Origin of the sequence: Parabacteroides sp. AF21-43 (genome assembly GCF_003635435.1) — a bacterium.
Classification (GTDB): domain Bacteria; phylum Bacteroidota; class Bacteroidia; order Bacteroidales; family Tannerellaceae; genus Parabacteroides; species Parabacteroides distasonis.
Map to the genome: position 1 here is coordinate 14,669 of NZ_QTMG01000010.1, position 17,512 is coordinate 32,180.

Genomic DNA, 17,512 nt, shown 5'->3' on the forward strand with positions numbered 1-17,512 from the left:
TTAAAGTTAGACAAGTTCTAAAATATAAACACCACGAGCCGGAATATGAACCGCCGTGTCTATCGCAACGATCGTATCTGTTATAATATCTTTCCCAGATCTATAATCTTTTACGACTTCATGAAAACGATTCATATCTAATGTCTGGTTTTGATCTGTTCCATTCATTAAAACAAGTACCGTTTTATTATCCTTTACCCTAGCATATACGTAACAACCCGATTTATCAGGAGTATAATGAATCAACTTACCTTCTTTAACAGCATCACATCGCTGTCTCCAATTCAATAATTTTCTCATATAATCCCAAGCTTGATTCTGCAAATCCGTACGTCCCTCAGGAGTGAAAGCATCTTTTGGATCTCCTGCCCAACCTCCGGGAAAATCAGTGCGGATAATACCATCTCCTTCTGCTTTTGTCCCAGACATTAAAATCTCTGTCCCATAATAAATCTGAGGAATCCCTCGAGTTGTTAATAAAAAAGCAATAGCCTGTTTATACCTTCTTAAATCAGATTCTCCTTTCTGCATAAAGCGTCCTAAATCATGATTATCCAAAAAGACTAGTACATTATTAGGATCCGGGAATAAAAAATCCTGTGCGATAACTTCATAAATTTTAAATAACCCTGCTTCGAATCCTTCACGGCTAGAACATGCATCTCCAAACGCTTTTTGGCAAGTAAAGGTCAAATCAAAATCCATCACTGTCTTTAAGTTACTATTAGATTCATTCATTTTAGAATCTCTTTGCCACCAAGCCGAAGCAGTCCCTCTTGGATACCAAGCTTCTCCCACAATATTGAAATCCGGATATTCATTTTCCACCTCCTTACACCAAGTTGCCATAAAATCATAATCTGCATATGGATGTGTATCTTGACGGATACCATCAATCTGTGAGTATTCAATCCACCAAATGCTATTTTGAATCAAATATCGGGCTAAGTGCCTATTTTTCTGATTTAAATCTGGCATACCTCTACCAAACCAACCATTTACCAAGATCTCTCTCTCCGACTGAGGAGCGTGAACATCCATAAGAGTCCATTTAAAATGATTTGTTTGAACAAAGTTGTCTTGATTATTCAGCCAATCCGAGGAAGGAAAATCTTTTAACCACCAATGAGAGCTTCCGCAATGATTAAAAATCATATCCATCACGACTTTCATTCCTTTTTCGTGGGCCTTATCTATCAATTCACAATATTCTTCATTCGTTCCAAAACGAGGATCTACCTGATAAAAATCAGTAATAGCGTATCCGTGATAAGAACCTCCCGGCATCCTATTTTCCAATACAGGATTTAACCAAATTGTCGTAAAGCCTAAATCACGGATATAATCCAATTTATTAATAATACCACGTAAATCACCTCCATGGCGAGCTCCCCCTCTCGAACGATCTATTTTCACATCATCTAGATTGTCATTAGATGGATCCGCATTTGCAAAACGATCTGGAGTAATCAAGTACATCACATCCGCAGGTGAAAATCCAGCAGCTCCAACCTTTTTATTTCTTTCCTTTAACTCAAAGGCCCGGATTTCTTTCTCTTTCCCTTTTTGAAATATCAAATTCATTGTACCGGGAGAGGCATCTCTGGAGATATCCAAATAAAGGAACAAGTAATTAGGGTTCTCGACTCCAACAATTTCCTTGACTCTTACCCCCGGATAATCAATATAAACTTGAGAGCTTGCGATATTCTTGCCATATACCATAATCTGTAATTCCGGATTTTTCATCCCTACCCACCAGCAAGCAGGTTCTAACCGTGAAATATCAATAGCATATACAGAACTGGCGCACAACAAGCAAATGGTAAACAATAATAGTCTTTTCATAATTTCATTCATTTTATATTCGGAAATTGCCAAGGGCTTCTATATGTTTTGTTCAAGTATGCATCCGCTTTAGGATTGTCCACAAATTTCCTTGTTTGAGGATCGTATACCACACGAGTTCCTGTCCGATACGAGATATTGGCCATATGAGCCAATATTGTAGCAAAAGCCCCCTTTTCTATCGGACTATTTGTCTCAATCGATTTATTCAAAATACATTTACACCAATTAGTCGCATGAGCCTCTACTCCCCCATCTTCAAATTTACCAACCAATTGAGCTTTATCGGCCAAAAGGATACCATCACGGGTTTTCTCCGGTATCAACTCATAGCCTTCACGATTACATACCAGAGTGGCTTTACTTCCGACCCAAGCGACCCCTTGATTCCGATTATAAAGGTAAGCAACTTGTTGAGCCCATTCAATATGGAAATTCTTATATTGGAAAATACTTGTTTGGCAACTTGGAGTTTCATTAAACGATGCCGGATCTTTATATGCAATAGAAAAGACCGCATCTGGGTATTCTCTATCACATAAACCAAGTGCTTTTAACCCGTCAAAAGCAGAATCAATCCAATGCACCCCCCAATCAGTCTGTTGGCCACCACCATAATCCCAAAAACCACGCCAACCACGAAAACGGGAATTATTAAAAGGACGTTCCGGAGCCGGTCCTAACCACATATCATAGTCCAAAGTGGATGGTGCCTCTGAATCCTCAACAGAAGGACGAGGATTTGTAGATTGGCAAAGCCATAATTGTACCTTATAAACATCCCCTAGCACACCAGATTTTAATATCTCATTCGCAGCCCTGAAATAGCGTTGGCTTGTTTGCCATAATCCCGTTGTCACAACACCTTTATACTTTTTCTGAAAGTCCATCATCGCATTGCACTCAGAAATTGAATTACCAACAGGTTTCTCTACATAAATAGCTTTTCCCGCCTTCAAGGCTTCTGCAAAAATATAAGGATGCCAATGGTCGGGCGTGGCAATAATAACCCCATCAATTTCTTTATTGGCCAGTACCTCCCGAAAATCAGTATAAGCTTTTATAGAAACCGTCTGTTCTGGAAAATCTTTCTTAAAACGTGCAAGCTGCTCTTCAAGTCTGACTTTATTCACATCACACATACCGACACAATGTACCCATGGATTATCAGTCAACGCTCCTTGCAAATCTCGACATCCCATTCCAACTCCAATCACGGCAATTCTTACTTTTCCATTTATGACCTCTTCTTTCTGATAAGATCGTAAGGGTGACGAAGACAAAAGAGGAGATACTCCTAAACCTGCCGCCAGCATTGTTGTATTTTTCAAGAAATTTCTACGTGTAGTCATAAGTTATCATTCTTTAAGGTTAAACTTCTTTCTACAAATCTCTAATCCAAATATTTCGGAAAGCAACTTCTACCCCATGGTCTTGTAAACTTAAAGGCATACGGCCATGAGCTACATATTTAGGTAACCCTGTATATGGGGTATTCCCTTTCAGCACATAATTATTCTGAACAACAATCCCATTCAAGACGACTGTTATCATCGCAGGAGATTCCAACTCATCATTTGTTCCAAAACGAGGAGCTTTCCAATATATATCATAAACTTGCCATTCATTCGTCTTTGTAAAAGCATTTGCTAAAGGAGCACTTTGCTTATAAACACTACCAACCCAGCCATTTACGTAAGTAGGATTATCCTCACAATCTAGGACCTGTACCTCATAACGACTTTGTAACATAATGCCACTATTTCCTTTCATTTGTAAAGTATTATCTTTACCTGGTATCGGGGTCTTAAACTCTATGTGTAATTGGCAATCACCAAAATACTCTTTTGTACGGATAGAGCCAGAACCGGGAACTACAACCATCGTTCCATCCTTTATAGCCCATTTTGCAGATCCACCATCCTTCCCAGCAGCTTCCCATTTTGTAAGATCTTTTCCATCAAACAGGATGATTGCATCAGAAGGAGCACTTGTTCCAACTCCAGGGGTTACTTTTGGAGGTACAGGATGATACCATTCTGTACTTTCCGGTTTCCACCGCTCTTGTTGCCTTTGTTGTTGATTACCTTGTTGAGCACTTACAAAGAACGCTCCACATAAAAAACTGATTAAAACAATTACTTTCTTCATATTAACATAGTATTAATTTAACGTTACTAGTCTTATCTCATTAAAGAACTTGTCGCAAATGTATCATTGATATTGAAAAACAAACCATTCAATCATATCAAAATTGTTACTTTTCGTATCAACACACCTATAAACCAACTAGAATTAGAAGAAATTGGAATCTGAAAATCAATATTGAGACTATATGAAAAAGAATGAAACTAATTTACAAAAGCAAAAATCAAAAAAGTTGATATCTTGCAAACGAAACATGGAAAACATCAACAGCTCATGAAGTTTCAAATTGTGCTATTATGCTTATTCTTCTTAGTAGAACTGAATGCAACCCCATTCTACTTTAAGTCCTATGACATGGAAGACGGATTAAGTAATAATCATGTCACATGTTGCGTACAAGACGACTATGGCTTTATGTGGTTTGGTACCAGAGATGGGCTCAATAGATTTGACAGCAAAAAATTCTATACATTCAAGAGCTACTCTTCAGAAAAAGGCTCTTTAATGAGCAGTTATATTCTTGACTTAGCGAAAAGTCCCACCGGACAAATTTGGGTAAGTACCAACCTTGGGCTACAAAAATATGACTATCAAACAGATTCCTTCACACTCATTGATTTCACCAAAGGAATCAACTGTTATTCACTACAATTTGACCAGCAAGGAAATCTCTGGATGATTCTTAATGGGTACTCACTCGTAAAATACAATGAAAGTCAAGGTATGCATCTTAATTATATGTATAAAGGAAGTGATCCTATTACCTCCTTTTATATAACTCCTCAAGACCAAATTTGGGCAACAACAGCGAATGGTAATGTCGTTTTTCTAGATGATGACAAAAATGAATTCATAGCCTTAGATATCAAGAATCTAGATAAAAATCATCCTATCGATGATATGACAGCAATATGGGCCTCTCCTTTAGATAATATATTATTAATTGGAACTAAAGATAATGGTATAAAACGAATCGATATACAGACAAAAACATATAAAGATATTTTACCTCAACAAAAAAAATCTCCACTTTATACTAGAAATATCATTCGTATGACAAAGGAGAAAGTATGGATTGGCACTTTTAATGGCATATATTTATATGATATTCAAAATGATACGATAATGTCTATCCAGCAAAATAAAAGTGACCTCTATTCATTATCCAGCAATGCTATCAAAGAACTCTACAAAGATCAAGAAGGAGGTATCTGGGTTTGTACTGATAATGGCGGTATCAGCTACTCTCCTCCTTATTCAAAATTCAAAAGGCACTATAATATTCCTGGACAAAGAACGCTCAATGGAGATATTATACACGATATTTGCATAGACAAAAATAATAATCTATGGATTGGCACAGAAGACGCTGGATTGAATAAGCTAAACATGAAGGACCATTCATATACATCTTTTAATGACATGAAAGGCCTTTCACAAAATTGTATACATGGATTAGCGTCTATAGATAATCACCTATGGATAGGGACACACGCTAATGGTATTGATTTAATGGATATCCGTACTGAGAAAATAATCAAACATTACACGATTTCCGTAAATCCTTATGCAAACAAAAACGACATCATCGTATACCTTTATAAACTCCAAAACAATGATTTGCTGGTAGCTACCGCTCTTGGTGTCTATCAATATAATTCTCAAAAAGACATTTTTGAGAAATTAAGCCAATTTCCTAATAATTGTAGGATACAAACTCTTTTTGAAGATCATGATGGAGTAATATGGGCTGGAACATCGAGTAAAGGACTATATTATTATAATCCTGCTACTTCCCAACACGGAGAATTTAAATTAGATACAGTAAATACAAGCCGAACAATAAACAATATTTATGAAGATCGTAAGAACAACTTATGGTTCGCAACTGGTGACGGAATCAAAATTTATGACCGTAGTACTCAACAAACGACCAAATACGATATGCAAGATGGCTTACCTAGCAATGTAATTTACCGTATTGAAGAAGATAAAAAAGGAAACATGTGGATCAGTACGGCTAACGGCCTCGCAAGACTCAACCCTAAAAACCATAAAATAAAAGTCTTCAAAAAAGAACATGGATTAACTTCAAATCAATTCAATTATAACTCTTCTTTAAAAACAGATAATGACAAATTATATTTTGGGACACTAAAGGGGATGATTAGCTTCCAACCTAATAGTATCCAAGAATTTTCCATTCAACCGAAAGTATATATATCACAGATTAATTATAATGATCCAGATCATAACTTCTTACACCAAGAGGCTATCACTTTTAAAAAAGGAATCACCTTAGAACATAATCAGTCCACATTCTACATCGACTACACATCATTAAGCTACCAAGCTCCCAACCTCACCCAATACGCCTATTGCATGGAAGGGTTAAGTTCCAAATGGTATCATGTGGTGGGCGAGAACCGGGTTTATTTCACAAAACTACCGCCCGGTAATTATACGTTCAAGGTGAAGGCGGCGAACCTGTCCGGTATTTGGAATGATGAGCCGGCGATGTTCCAGATTACGATCCTTCCCCCATGGTGGCTCTCTACCAAGGCGTTAATCCTATATGGGATTATCGCTATCGGATGCGTAGTGTTGCTGATCTTTATCATTTCCCGGCATAATAAGGCCAATATACAGCAGAAAATACAGGAGTTCGAGAATGAAAAGGAGAAGGAGCTTTATCAAGCTAAGATTGATTTCTTCATCAATATCGCTCATGAGATACGTACGCCCCTAACTTTAATTAAAAGTCCTCTGGAGAAAGTAACACGGGACATCAAGCTATCTCCCAGCGCAAAGAATTATCTGACGATTGTGGATAAAAACGCGAACCGGCTACTGGATCTGGTGAATCAACTACTGGATTTCAGGAAGACGGAAATCGAGGGATATAAACTAAACTTCATACATACGGACATCATCGCATTGATGCAAGAGACCTTTGAGCGTTTCCACGATACGGCGGAGCAGGAGGCATTGCAAATGATTATCGAGTGTAACGTGAAATCTTTCTACGCCTTTATCGATAAGGAGGCTTGCACGAAGATACTCAGCAACCTCCTATCGAACGCTATTAAATACGCAAGAAGCAAGATCATCGTCCGGTTCGAGACGCAAGATGGCGAGCGATTCACGATCGATATCATGAACGATGGAAAGCCCATCTCGGAGGAGATAAAAGAAAAGATCTTCGAGCCTTTCTACCGGGATGACTCCTCTATCCATAAATCCGGGACCGGGCTCGGACTACCCTTGGCCCGTTCTTTAGCGGAGATGCACGAGGGATCGTTGACGTTGGAGGAATCTCCGACTGGGCTTATCATCTTTAGATTACGTTTGCCGGTGAACCAACCGAACTCATTAAAACTAGAGGAAGAGAAAGCAGAGGTCCTGACCAACCCTGCCAGCGAGCGGAAATATGTCACCCAAGAATCCCGCCCGACGGTTCTCGTGGTGGAAGATAACACCGAAATGCTCCATTTCATCGGTCAAGAGATCAATGTCCATTACAATGTTGTCACCGCCGGTAATGGCGAGGAGGCGATTGCCCGTCTTCAGGAATATGGCATCCAATTAATCATCAGCGATATCATGATGCCTGTCATGGATGGTTTCACCTTATTGAAAAAGATAAAGACTAATCTGGAGTTCAGCCATATCCCGATCATCCTCCTGACGGCTAAGAACACCTTGCAATCTCGCATGGAAGGGCTTGAGCTGGGGGCGGACGCTTACATCGACAAACCTTTCTCCATGGATCTATTGCTTACCCAAGTGACGAACCTGCTGAACAACCGGAGCAATATGCGTGCCTATTATTTCAACTCGCCGATTGCCAATATCAAATCCATGGCTTACACGAAGGCGGACGAGAAGTTCTTGAAGAAACTGAACGATATCATCGACAGCCATATAAACGACGTGAACCTAGACGTGGACATGATAGCGGACTTGATGAATCTAAGCCGTCCGACCCTTTACCGTAAAATCAACGGCCTGTCGAACGTAACGCCCAACGAGTTGATCAAGATCAGCCGGCTAAAGAAAGCCGCCGAGTTGATCCTTCAAGGCGATATGAGGATTTACGAGATCGCCGAGGCGGTTGGTTTCAACTCGCAATCCTATTTCAGCCGGGCCTTCTCCAAGCAATTCAACATGAGCCCCTCGCAATACGCGAAAGAAAATAATATCGAATTGAAATAGCCCGCTAGGAAGAATAGGTCTGGAACCAACGAGTTACCTTCTCGCTATACGTCTTGGAGATCGGGATATCGGGTACTTTCTCGATCCCCAGCTCCAGATAAACACCCTCCTTCTCCCTGCGGATCACCTTCACTTGGTCGAAATTTACCATGAAAGAACGATGGCAACGGAGTACATTCGTATCAGCGAGGCTCTCCTCGATCGCCTTCAAGGAGTTGCGAAGCATAAACTTCATGAGCTGCCCCTTATTCAGATACCAGATACAAACGTAATTATCCGCCGATTCAAGGTACAGCAGGTTACTTCGCTTCACGGAAAGGCGCAACTCGTTCTTCTCGTCATAGAAAGAGAAAACGCTTTGCCGAACCGCCGCTTCCGTCTGGTTCTCCTCCAACAATCGCAATTGTCGCTCTTTCTCTTTATAAGAGAAATACAGGTGCAGCACGGAATAAGGGAGCAATAAAACCAGACTGGTATTCACCGCCGAATCGTTAAAAACTTCCATATATTCTCGTTCCGGATTCAGTACCAACGTATAAATCGTATAGAAAAGCGACATGAAGAATATCTCCAGCACGATCCAGATCGCATAGGTCCGGACCGTGATAGCATGCCGCTTCCCCCAATGGAACAGAATAATACGGCTCAAGACAACCACCAATACTCCCGTCAAGATAATCAAGCTGGAGAATACGAAGAACTTAAACTCCGAGACCTTGTACCAAGAGGTGGAGCTAAACGGCTTGTAGATGTTGATAAACACCAACGCAAACAAGGCCGTCCACAAAATCAGCCTCACGATATTCTGTTTACCGTATATGTAACTTGGTATTTTTTGATCCCACATTCCCATCTTTTTGCCTCTATTTTGGAACAAATGTAATCATTTTCCCAGACGAAATTCACCCCTCTATAAAAGATTTCACCCCTAAATAACACTTTATGTCCCCAACAAAGCCCGTTTAAACCATTTATTTTGAAGAGATGTTTTTCTATTGTTTGTTTGCAGTAAAAAATCAGAGGATTATGGATATTTCACTTCGTACTAAGCAACTGAACAGTCTTTTCTCTTATGACAAAAAGACTGAATTGGAAGAGAGCCATCTGGAGATCATCCCGTTTCGCTTCACCCAGACCCGTGGCGCCAGCGAGATCGACGAGTTCCAGAAGGGACTTACCCCCACCGGATTCTGTCCGATGACCGACGATCGTATCCAAGAGAACAAATCTTTCTCATATGCCATATTCACGCCCTCGGGACGTAAAAAGAATAATGAGGCGATTATCCTGTTGCATGGCCTGAACGAGCGGACTTGGGAAAAATACCTCACATGGGCGGAATACCTCACCCATACGACCGGTAAACCGGTCATCCTGTTCCCGATCGCTTTCCATATGAACCGTACCCCGGGATTATGGGCCAATCCCCGTGCGATCCTCCCTTGGGTAAGCAAACGCAAGGAGGAGATAGCGAACGTGACGAACTCCACCTTCGCCAACGTGGCCCTCAGCAGCCGGCTATCCCAAAACCCGTTACGCTTTTACGCCTCGGGCAGAGAATCCGTTTATAATATGTGGCAATTGGTTCATGAGATCAAGAACGGCGAGCATCCTTTGTTCAAGGAAGATACGTCCATCAACTTATTCGCTTATTCCATCGGCGCGTTACTCTCGCAGGTCTTGTTATTAGCGAATCCGGACAAGATGTTTACGGACACCCGTTTATTCATGTTTTGCGGTGGCTCCATCTTCAGTGAGATGGATGGCAACGCCCGTGATATCATGGACAAGGAGGCGTTCGCCAAGGTACGCCATTACTTCCGGCATGATTTCTTGGAGAACCGTACGCTTCCCACCTCGTTCAAGAATGATTTTCTGGAGCAAGCCTTTAAGGCCATGGTACGTGAGGATGTGTTACGAGATTACCGGGAGTCGTTCTTCCAACGGGCTTGCGATCGTATTCGGGCGATCTCATTGAAAAAAGATATCGTTATGCCTACTGGCGGGGTGATCAAGGCTTTAGGAAAAGCGTCCGGCAAGATATTGGAAGAGCTGGATTTCCCGTTCGCTTACTCCCATCAAATCCCCTTCCCGACACACTCCCGTATCGATCCGGGCCTGATCAACCAAGCCTTTCATTCCATATTCACGAGGGCGGCGGCGTTTCTCTAAAGAGATCACAAATTGTGACCTCAAACACTCATATTCTTTTTTAGTTCATGCAGGTACAATAAAAAATCGCTAAATAACTAATATTACGTTATTTAGCGATCATCCATCGTGGTCCCACTTGTACCTATTTTATGTTACTTATTGATACCTATTGATACTCCCTTTATTTCATCATTTGCTGATTTTCAATAGTTTATAAATTACAGCATGTATCAAGGAGTATCAATAGGTAACAAAAAGGTGGGCACAATGTGGGCACATTTCATGAGAAATAATACCTTTGCGAAAATAACAATAACGGGAAGCGGTTACATTTGTCGATCTTTTCTTTCCTTCGCTAAAACTCGTGCGAGAGAAGAAATAAGTTTAAAAAAAATTGTTTTGTTTTAGCGGCACCATCGACACCATCGACACCCGAAAGAATGAGTATAGGTATATGGCAGTGAATTTTTTTCTTCGAGGGAAGAGCGGTCTTTGCGCTATATTCGCAAGGATCCGCAGCAGGAAATACGGAATGGATATAAGAATCACGACCCGCTTGTATATTGACGCTTCCGCATGGGAGAAAGGACATCGTGATATAGAGTCATTAAAAAGATTCCGTATAAGGGAGAAGGCCACATTTGACAAGTTGGACAAAATAGAACGAACGTTGAATCTATTATTAGAAAACGGGACGATCAACAATGATATAGCCTCAGAGCGGATCAACGAAATTGTATATGCCGAGGAAATAGCGGAAGAGACGGAAAAAGAACGGATAAGAGCAGAGGAGGAAAAAGCCGCACGAATGATGGATCTTAACGCCTACATACAAAAATACATAGATGAAATGCGAAACGGGACAAGGAAAAACAACAAGGGAATGTTATATTCACCGGGTACGATAAAGAACAAGGTATCGTTCCAAAGCGAGTTCAATAAGTTCCAAGAATATACCGGCCATAGATATAACTATGATGATATAACCATGGATTTCTACAATGATTTCATAGATTTCTTCAATGATAAGGAGTATAGCCCAAATACCACCGGGAAACATATCAAGAGCCTAAAGGAGATCATGGCGGCGGCGTTCACAGAAGGATTACACGAGAATACGCAAAGCTCCATGAGATCATTCAAGATACTATCGGCCGATGCTGATACGGTTTACCTAACCCGGCAAGAGATCACGGCGATCGAGAATCTGGATCTATCGGGAGACAAGCACAAGGAGCTATCATTGTGCAGGGATGTCTTTCTTGTCGGGGTTTACACGGCGCAAAGATATAGCGATTACCACCGTATAAACAAGACGAACATAATAACGCTAGGGAATGGTATCAATGCGATAAAGCTCACCCAACAAAAAACAGGGGCGAAAGTGGTTATCCCATTAACCGGGAAACTGGACACACTACTAAAAAAATACAAGTACAACCTACCGAAGACATACTCTCAGATCATGAACGAGAGTATAAAGGTCATTTGTCGGATTGCCGGAATAACACAAAAGGTAGAACACACTAGCGCAAGGGGAGCGAGGATCATTACCGAGCGGATCGAGAAACACAAGCTCATTACCACTCACACCGCACGGCGCACGGGAGCTACGCTCATGTACATGGAAGGAATGGACACGTTAAGCGTGATGAAGATAACCGGCCACAAGACGGAAAAAGAGTTCAAGAAATATATTCGTGTCGGCGAGGAGGAGAACGCACTATTGGTGTCTACGTCTAAATTTTTCGGATAAAAGTTGTACAAGGAAATATATTCATCTATATTTGTGAACATGAGAGAAGAACGGAAAAAGACGATATTATCCGAGACGGGGAAATTCCTTGTCGATATAGCCAAGCTGGTGTTTGGTGGGGTCATTCTCGCGGGCATCATGAAGTATGAGAGCGTGAACTCAACATTGTTGTATGGTATCGGTGGTATGGCTGTCGTTATCTGTTTCGTATCAGGACTTATATTATTAACGCTATCAAAAAAATAAAAGCATGGGACTAATCATATTTTTGTCAATAGTCGGGATCATAGCCTTGTGTATAGGGGTATGGGGTATGGTGCAGCTTCATAATGAAACGAAGGTGTCTCATTGATACGATGGGATTCTTTATAAAAAAGGTCGTGTCTAGTAGGTTAGGCATGACTTTTTTATTTTTAGTTCTTTTTACAATTCCGCATTAAATACATAATTATCAGCTTATTACACAATACCATTTCCGCAAAAATAACCAATTAGCATTATTTAACTGATTACGCATTTATACATAACAACATAATATACAACCAATTAACCATCATGTAATTTACGATTACCAAACAAATCACTTTTTTCTATTCGCTATGTCTGAAATATGCCTATCTTTGCGGTGCGACATTTCATATACAGGTACTACAAGCAAGTAGGCCAATAGATAGTAGAAAGCATTTGCAGTTCTATCATAATCCGTTATATATATCTATGATGTATATGGAGTGTCGCAACTTTGGATTATATAGGACTGCTTTTTTGTTTAATTCATCTAACAGCGACATTCCAGATGAAACAATCAATCCAAGCCACCGGTACACCCGTACCCGTGTCCGTAAGAGCCGGAAAGATCTTCTCGTGGCGCACTATCGCCAAGTTATTAACCGTATTGTCATTCGGCTTGCTCGAGTGCGATAACAGGAACGACGTTATCGGTTACGTCAAGGTGCTAATCTTATTGATGTCCGCATTCGTTTTGGCCGGGCTGGAAGGAGGTGCGCTATGAGCAATATAGGGCTATCCTACGATTTCAAGGAGGTAGACAATATGTTACATAACAAGTCTTTGAGTGAATTGAAAGAGGGCTTATTCTATCTTCTCTTAAATTATGCCAAATTGATAGAGGATAAAAATATCCATGAATTTATAGCGGACATATCAACATTAAGGTTTGTTTTCGACATGCTTGCGTCTATCAAGCCTATAGAGACGGAAGGAGGTGAGAAATGATACAGTAAAGAGTCGCATATTTTTCCAGAGAAAGAGTGTTTTCAAATTACTTAATAAATCCATATTTTAATAACTACAAGCAAAATGAAAGATTCGATAGAAGAGATCGTCGTTAAATCCGGCGATAAAGAGATAAAGATAAACGATGTTTCCGCTTTAAAGATCGGCAGCTTTACCATGACGCCGGAAATGATCGAGGAGTTAAAAATCGTGTCTCAATATAAGTACTCATGTGATATAAACAACATGATGGATCACTTGATACTTAATAGTTTCGAGAATGATGATGACGCAAAAGACACGCTAAACAAAATAAGAGCGATGTTTTGTATCAGGGACTTTTTGAGGAGTATCGAGAAAGAGGGCATCGACATATACAACAATAACCACATAATACACTGACAAACAATTTAATACATTCATGTATTACATCAATTCGGTATATACATAAATGGCAATGAAGCCATTTGTATAAAATGTTTTATTTATGAAAATAGAGGAACATATTCTTTTCACAAGGACAGAGTTAAATGCGATGATTGACGCTCGTGTAAATCTGAGGCTGGAAGAGAAGTTGAAAGAGATGATCGAATTATGTAATCCGAAGTTCTGTACGGTCACGGACATTTGTAGGGAATATCATGTTTCCAAGCAAACGGTTCATAGATGGGCGAAGACAGGGACCATCGTCCCCCGCAAAATCGGGGGGCGTACCCTATTCCTTAGTGAGGAGGTGGAGAAAGCCTTATGCGATAAACCGAGGTTGATAAAAGCTAAAAGGAAACAAGGAGGAAAACCATGAGAACCGACTTTTCTAAATTCGACAAGCCGGAAGAAAGGCCGAAGGACGCACGAGCGATCATGGCCGAATTACGGGATCTAGTACTAAGGGTAGATTTTGTCTCTTTAGTACATCCGGAGGCCGGGAGCATAAAAGAGCGTATGGGATCCGTAACGGACGATGCGGAAAGGGACACATTAAAAAAGAGGCTCGCAAAGCTGAAAGTCACGGAGCGGCAGAAATATGTCGTTATCGTCGATGAGCTTCTACGACTGGCCGAGGCCAACAACTACGGGCTGGCCAAGAACGGTGCGTTCGTCTACCTTTATAATGGGCGCTATTGGGAAGAGATCGAAAAAGACCTATTGACCGATTACCTTGGTGAGATAGCCGAGCGGATGGGAGTGAAAAGATATGACGCCCGGCAGTTCCAAGTGAAAGAGAACCTGATGAAACAGTTCCTTTACAGCAGTTTTCAGTCATTACCGGATCCGGGGGATGGAATAAAGATAAACCTAATGAACGGCACTTACGTTATCGGGGAGAAAATAGAGTTGAGAGAGCACAGGCGGGAAGACTTCTTGAAATACCAACTACCGTTCAAATACGATCCTATGGCCGTTTGCCCGTTATTTCATAAATACCTAAATACCGTATTACCGGACAAGACGGCGCAAGATGTTATGGCTGAATATCTAGGCTATTGCTTCACGAGGGGGCTAAAGCTGGAGAAGGTGCTGGTATTGTACGGCTCCGGAGGTAACGGGAAGGGGGTATTCTTCGAGATCGTATGCGCCTTATTGGGGAATAAGAACGTTAGCAATTATTTCTTGAACCTCTTATGCGATGATAACGGTTATTACCGGGCGAAGCTATGTAACAAGATCGTGAATTACAGCCCCGAGAAAGGAACGGACTTTGGAGGCGAGATATTCAAGTCGCTTTGCAGCGGTGAGCCGGTACCGGCACGATTACCATACGGCGAGCCGTTCGAGATAACGGATTACGCCAAGTTGATCCTAAACGCGAACTCACTACCGGTGCCACAGGAACAAAACGAGGCTTACTTTAGGCGTTTCCTTATTGTTCCATTCAGCAAGACAATACCACAGGAAGAACGAGACCCCGATTTACCAAACAGGATCATACGCAATGAGTTATCGGGGATATTCAACTGGGTACTGGAGGGGTTGGACAGGATAATAACAAACCGGAGATTCTCCAATTGCGTTACCGCTAACGAGGCGTTGGAGGCGTATAAGATAGAGAGCGACAGTGTGACATGCTTCATCAAGGAAGAGGGATATATATCCAGCCTTGATTACCGCACGGAGCTAAAGACATTCTACAATGATTATCGATCGTTCTGCATGGATAACGGGTATAAGCCATGCTCCAACCGTGTATTCAGTAAACGAGTCGAAAACAACGGGATCACGTTAATAAGATCCCATGGATCGAGATATGTGTATGTAGACAGGAAACAGGAGGGAATGATATGAGCGGGATATTCGATATTAAGGTTAGCTTTTATTCCGGCGTGACATGCGTAAATCCTACGGATGTCGTTCTACGGGATATGTTGTTCGGCAACGAATATAGGGAGAATGTCTTATACGCGAGGCTACTAAAAGCGAACAAGGGAGACGAGGCTTATAAAGCGGCCAAGATGCGATTGCCACTTTTCACCCCATCCGGGATGTTCTCCAGCTCAAAGGCGGATAGCCTTATACGACATAGCGGTTTCATCTGTATCGATATAGACGGCAAGGACAATCCCGATCTTGACGATTTCGACGAGGTGAAGGAGCTTATATCGCAAGTGCCTTACATAGCCTATTGCGGACGCTCAGTCGGTGGACATGGTTATTTCGCCCTTATAAGAATATCCGATCCCTCTCAGCACCAACGACACTTCAATTCGCTTAAAGAGGATTTCGCCCGGTGCGGGTTGGTGATCGATAAGGCATGCAAGGACGTAAGCCGCAAGAGGTTCGTTTCCTTCGACTCATCGCCATACGTAAACGAATGCGCACTAATCTATAAACGATTAACGAATGAGAGACAACAACCTATGCCAAAGATCCAACAACTATCCGGAACCGGGAGAAGCAAGGATGTATCGGATTTAGTGGAAGCTATCAAGCGAACCGGCACGGATATAACAGGGGGGTATGACCAATGGTTCCGTATCGGATGTGCGTTGGCTACCGAGTTCGGGGAGAGTGGAAGGAACTTGTTCCACGCTATCAGCGAACAAGGGGTTAGCTACAATTACCGGCAATGTGACAGTAAATATTCTGACTGTTTAAGAGCCGGGGGGAATATAGGGATTGGCACTTTATTTTATTACGCTAAAAATTATGGATTATGAGAAAAGACAGAGAGATAGGAAGATTGGATATGATTTCGGCAAGGATAAGACCGGACGAGACTTTATTCTTGGAAGAAATGAGCGAGGCTTTTAAGATAAGCAAAGGAGAGGTTATAAGAGCGGCCTTAATGATCGCACGGCGGCTATTGCAAGACGAGGAGACCGGGAAGATCAACAAGGAGATATGGGATCGATTCAATGATACCCCCCCCCCTTATGATTTTTTAGAGGCGGGAAGTGTTGAAACCACGTCCCAAACAACTTCACACGCACAGTGATTTTCAGATTTTCAAAATGGTAATAAAAAAATAAGATAATGGCAAAGAAATATATATTCAAGATTCCGGACTGGGTACAGCCGGGTACCAAAAACTTTATAAAGGCGGTGATTAAGAGCATAACCCCACGACCGGAAGATGAGGGGCTTTTGATGAGTCTTTGCGCCAACTACGACACCATGCTGCAAGCTCGTGACACGATAGCGAGAGAAGGCGTTTGTATAAAGTGCGGAGACAAGACGGTAAGACATCCGGCAACGGCAGTTCTAAAGCAGTCCAGCGATCTTGTCGTAACGATCTGCAAAAGCTTTAGAATAACAAGGAAGGAATCACCGAAAGACCTAGAAAGAGAATTGTCCCCGATAGAACAATACTTCAAAGAAGAGGGTATTTTAAATCATTGACAACAAGCAAATTGACAGCAAAACGTATATATCTACACAAAATGTAATACACCGATTCGGTATATATATAGAAAACTTTTAAACATAGAATTTATGAACGCAAGAGATTACATTTGTAGAAATTACCTTAAACTGGCGATGCTAGCAAAGGAAGCGGTAAGCGAGAATCGGATATTCTTGGTAAAAGGGGATCAATTGTTACAACAAGCAATTGACTTGATGGAACGGGATTATAAAGGCGAAAATCCGGCCATGGCTTTTAATAAAGCGATAGGCCGTCTAGTGAATCATTATCAAAACATAGAGAAAGGCATTTAA

Annotated in this window: 17 protein-coding genes; 13 read left to right on the forward strand and 4 right to left on the reverse strand. The window is 41.3% G+C overall.

The features are described from left to right. Positions 1-6: 6 nt before the first annotated feature. From DWX84_RS08975 to DWX84_RS08985, 3 genes are read right to left on the reverse strand one after another with little or no spacing between them, the layout of a single operon-like run. The gene (locus tag DWX84_RS08975; RefSeq protein ID WP_034528029.1) at positions 7-1,848 is read right to left on the reverse strand and encodes a glycoside hydrolase family 13 protein; all 1,842 of its coding nucleotides are present in this window, start codon (positions 1,846-1,848) and stop codon (positions 7-9) included. An 8-nt stretch (positions 1,849-1,856) separates the two neighbouring features. Next, on the reverse strand, positions 1,857-3,200 hold the full coding sequence (locus DWX84_RS08980) for a Gfo/Idh/MocA family oxidoreductase (RefSeq protein WP_005864188.1): 1,344 nt from the start codon (positions 3,198-3,200) through the stop codon (positions 1,857-1,859). Positions 3,201-3,231: 31 nt separating this feature from the next. Beyond that, on the reverse strand, positions 3,232-3,999 hold the full coding sequence (locus DWX84_RS08985) for a DUF1080 domain-containing protein (protein WP_005864187.1): 768 nt from the start codon (positions 3,997-3,999) through the stop codon (positions 3,232-3,234). Positions 4,000-4,269: 270 nt separating this feature from the next. Between DWX84_RS08985 and DWX84_RS22175 the strand changes: the two genes are divergently transcribed. Next, positions 4,270-8,211: a hybrid sensor histidine kinase/response regulator transcription factor gene (locus DWX84_RS22175; RefSeq protein WP_121961136.1), complete on the forward strand. Its 3,942-nt coding sequence runs from the start codon at positions 4,270-4,272 to the stop codon at positions 8,209-8,211. Between the two features lie 4 nt (positions 8,212-8,215). Here DWX84_RS22175 and DWX84_RS08995 read toward each other — a convergent pair whose 3' ends face one another. Then, positions 8,216-9,058, reverse strand: coding sequence for a LytTR family DNA-binding domain-containing protein (locus tag DWX84_RS08995; RefSeq protein ID WP_121961137.1), 843 nt, complete (start codon positions 9,056-9,058; stop codon positions 8,216-8,218). A 179-nt stretch (positions 9,059-9,237) separates the two neighbouring features. On the opposite strand from DWX84_RS08995, the gene DWX84_RS09000 reads away from it, so the two are divergent. The 12 genes from DWX84_RS09000 (at position 9,238) to DWX84_RS09060 (ending at position 17,512) form a co-directional block, all read left to right on the forward strand. Further along, positions 9,238-10,383, forward strand: a complete 1,146-nt coding sequence (locus DWX84_RS09000) for a DUF6051 family protein (protein WP_022192278.1) — start codon at positions 9,238-9,240, stop codon at positions 10,381-10,383. A 436-nt stretch (positions 10,384-10,819) separates the two neighbouring features. Then, complete coding sequence (locus DWX84_RS09010; RefSeq protein ID WP_147431258.1) at positions 10,820-12,121, forward strand: tyrosine-type recombinase/integrase; 1,302 nt, start codon at positions 10,820-10,822, stop codon at positions 12,119-12,121. A 39-nt stretch (positions 12,122-12,160) separates the two neighbouring features. After that, positions 12,161-12,367, forward strand: coding sequence for a DUF6722 family protein (locus tag DWX84_RS09015; RefSeq protein WP_048928689.1), 207 nt, complete (start codon positions 12,161-12,163; stop codon positions 12,365-12,367). A 550-nt stretch (positions 12,368-12,917) separates the two neighbouring features. Then, positions 12,918-13,133 (forward strand): hypothetical protein, encoded by a 216-nt coding sequence (locus DWX84_RS09020; protein WP_048928690.1) that lies wholly within the window; start codon positions 12,918-12,920, stop codon positions 13,131-13,133. Beyond that, positions 13,130-13,357: a hypothetical protein gene (locus DWX84_RS09025; protein WP_122377490.1), complete on the forward strand. Its 228-nt coding sequence runs from the start codon at positions 13,130-13,132 to the stop codon at positions 13,355-13,357. The genes DWX84_RS09020 and DWX84_RS09025 overlap by 4 nt, the downstream gene beginning before the upstream one ends. Before the next feature lie 84 nt (positions 13,358-13,441). Further along, entirely contained in the window at positions 13,442-13,759 is a 318-nt protein-coding gene (locus tag DWX84_RS09030; protein ID WP_122377491.1) for a hypothetical protein, read from the forward strand. Between the two features lie 85 nt (positions 13,760-13,844). Then, positions 13,845-14,159 carry a helix-turn-helix domain-containing protein gene (locus DWX84_RS09035; protein WP_048928761.1) on the forward strand — a complete coding sequence of 105 codons (315 nt, stop codon included), beginning with the start codon at positions 13,845-13,847 and terminating at the stop codon, positions 14,157-14,159. Further along, entirely contained in the window at positions 14,156-15,640 is a 1,485-nt protein-coding gene (locus DWX84_RS09040) for a phage/plasmid primase, P4 family (RefSeq protein ID WP_122377492.1), read from the forward strand. The genes DWX84_RS09035 and DWX84_RS09040 overlap by 4 nt, the downstream gene beginning before the upstream one ends. Then, a complete protein-coding gene (locus DWX84_RS09045) occupies positions 15,637-16,512 on the forward strand; it encodes a PriCT-2 domain-containing protein (RefSeq protein ID WP_122377493.1) in 876 nt (291 codons plus the stop codon). Before DWX84_RS09040 ends, DWX84_RS09045 begins: the two co-directional genes overlap by 4 nt. Further along, positions 16,509-16,790, forward strand: coding sequence for a hypothetical protein (locus tag DWX84_RS09050; RefSeq protein ID WP_122377494.1), 282 nt, complete (start codon positions 16,509-16,511; stop codon positions 16,788-16,790). The genes DWX84_RS09045 and DWX84_RS09050 overlap by 4 nt, the downstream gene beginning before the upstream one ends. 38 nt (positions 16,791-16,828) lie before the next feature. Further along, positions 16,829-17,194: a P27 family phage terminase small subunit gene (locus DWX84_RS09055; protein WP_048928693.1), complete on the forward strand. Its 366-nt coding sequence runs from the start codon at positions 16,829-16,831 to the stop codon at positions 17,192-17,194. 93 nt (positions 17,195-17,287) lie between these two features. Further along, entirely contained in the window at positions 17,288-17,512 is a 225-nt protein-coding gene (locus tag DWX84_RS09060; RefSeq protein ID WP_048928694.1) for a hypothetical protein, read from the forward strand.

Bases quoted from the DNA above. Each gene is read 5' to 3' on its own strand.
- DWX84_RS08975 (WP_034528029.1), bottom strand. From the start codon at position 1,848: ATGAAAAGACTATTATTGTTTACCATTTGCTTGTTGTGCGCCAGTTCT.
- DWX84_RS08980 (WP_005864188.1), bottom strand. From the start codon at position 3,200: ATGACTACACGTAGAAATTTCTTGAAAAATACAACAATGCTGGCGGCA.
- DWX84_RS08985 (WP_005864187.1), bottom strand. From the start codon at position 3,999: ATGAAGAAAGTAATTGTTTTAATCAGTTTTTTATGTGGAGCGTTCTTT.
- DWX84_RS22175 (WP_121961136.1), top strand. From the start codon at position 4,270: ATGAAGTTTCAAATTGTGCTATTATGCTTATTCTTCTTAGTAGAACTG.
- DWX84_RS08995 (WP_121961137.1), bottom strand. From the start codon at position 9,058: ATGTGGGATCAAAAAATACCAAGTTACATATACGGTAAACAGAATATC.
- DWX84_RS09000 (WP_022192278.1), top strand. From the start codon at position 9,238: ATGGATATTTCACTTCGTACTAAGCAACTGAACAGTCTTTTCTCTTAT.
- DWX84_RS09010 (WP_147431258.1), top strand. From the start codon at position 10,820: ATGGCAGTGAATTTTTTTCTTCGAGGGAAGAGCGGTCTTTGCGCTATA.
- DWX84_RS09015 (WP_048928689.1), top strand. From the start codon at position 12,161: ATGAGAGAAGAACGGAAAAAGACGATATTATCCGAGACGGGGAAATTC.
- DWX84_RS09020 (WP_048928690.1), top strand. From the start codon at position 12,918: ATGAAACAATCAATCCAAGCCACCGGTACACCCGTACCCGTGTCCGTA.
- DWX84_RS09025 (WP_122377490.1), top strand. From the start codon at position 13,130: ATGAGCAATATAGGGCTATCCTACGATTTCAAGGAGGTAGACAATATG.
- DWX84_RS09030 (WP_122377491.1), top strand. From the start codon at position 13,442: ATGAAAGATTCGATAGAAGAGATCGTCGTTAAATCCGGCGATAAAGAG.
- DWX84_RS09035 (WP_048928761.1), top strand. From the start codon at position 13,845: ATGAAAATAGAGGAACATATTCTTTTCACAAGGACAGAGTTAAATGCG.
- DWX84_RS09040 (WP_122377492.1), top strand. From the start codon at position 14,156: ATGAGAACCGACTTTTCTAAATTCGACAAGCCGGAAGAAAGGCCGAAG.
- DWX84_RS09045 (WP_122377493.1), top strand. From the start codon at position 15,637: ATGAGCGGGATATTCGATATTAAGGTTAGCTTTTATTCCGGCGTGACA.
- DWX84_RS09050 (WP_122377494.1), top strand. From the start codon at position 16,509: ATGAGAAAAGACAGAGAGATAGGAAGATTGGATATGATTTCGGCAAGG.
- DWX84_RS09055 (WP_048928693.1), top strand. From the start codon at position 16,829: ATGGCAAAGAAATATATATTCAAGATTCCGGACTGGGTACAGCCGGGT.
- DWX84_RS09060 (WP_048928694.1), top strand. From the start codon at position 17,288: ATGAACGCAAGAGATTACATTTGTAGAAATTACCTTAAACTGGCGATG.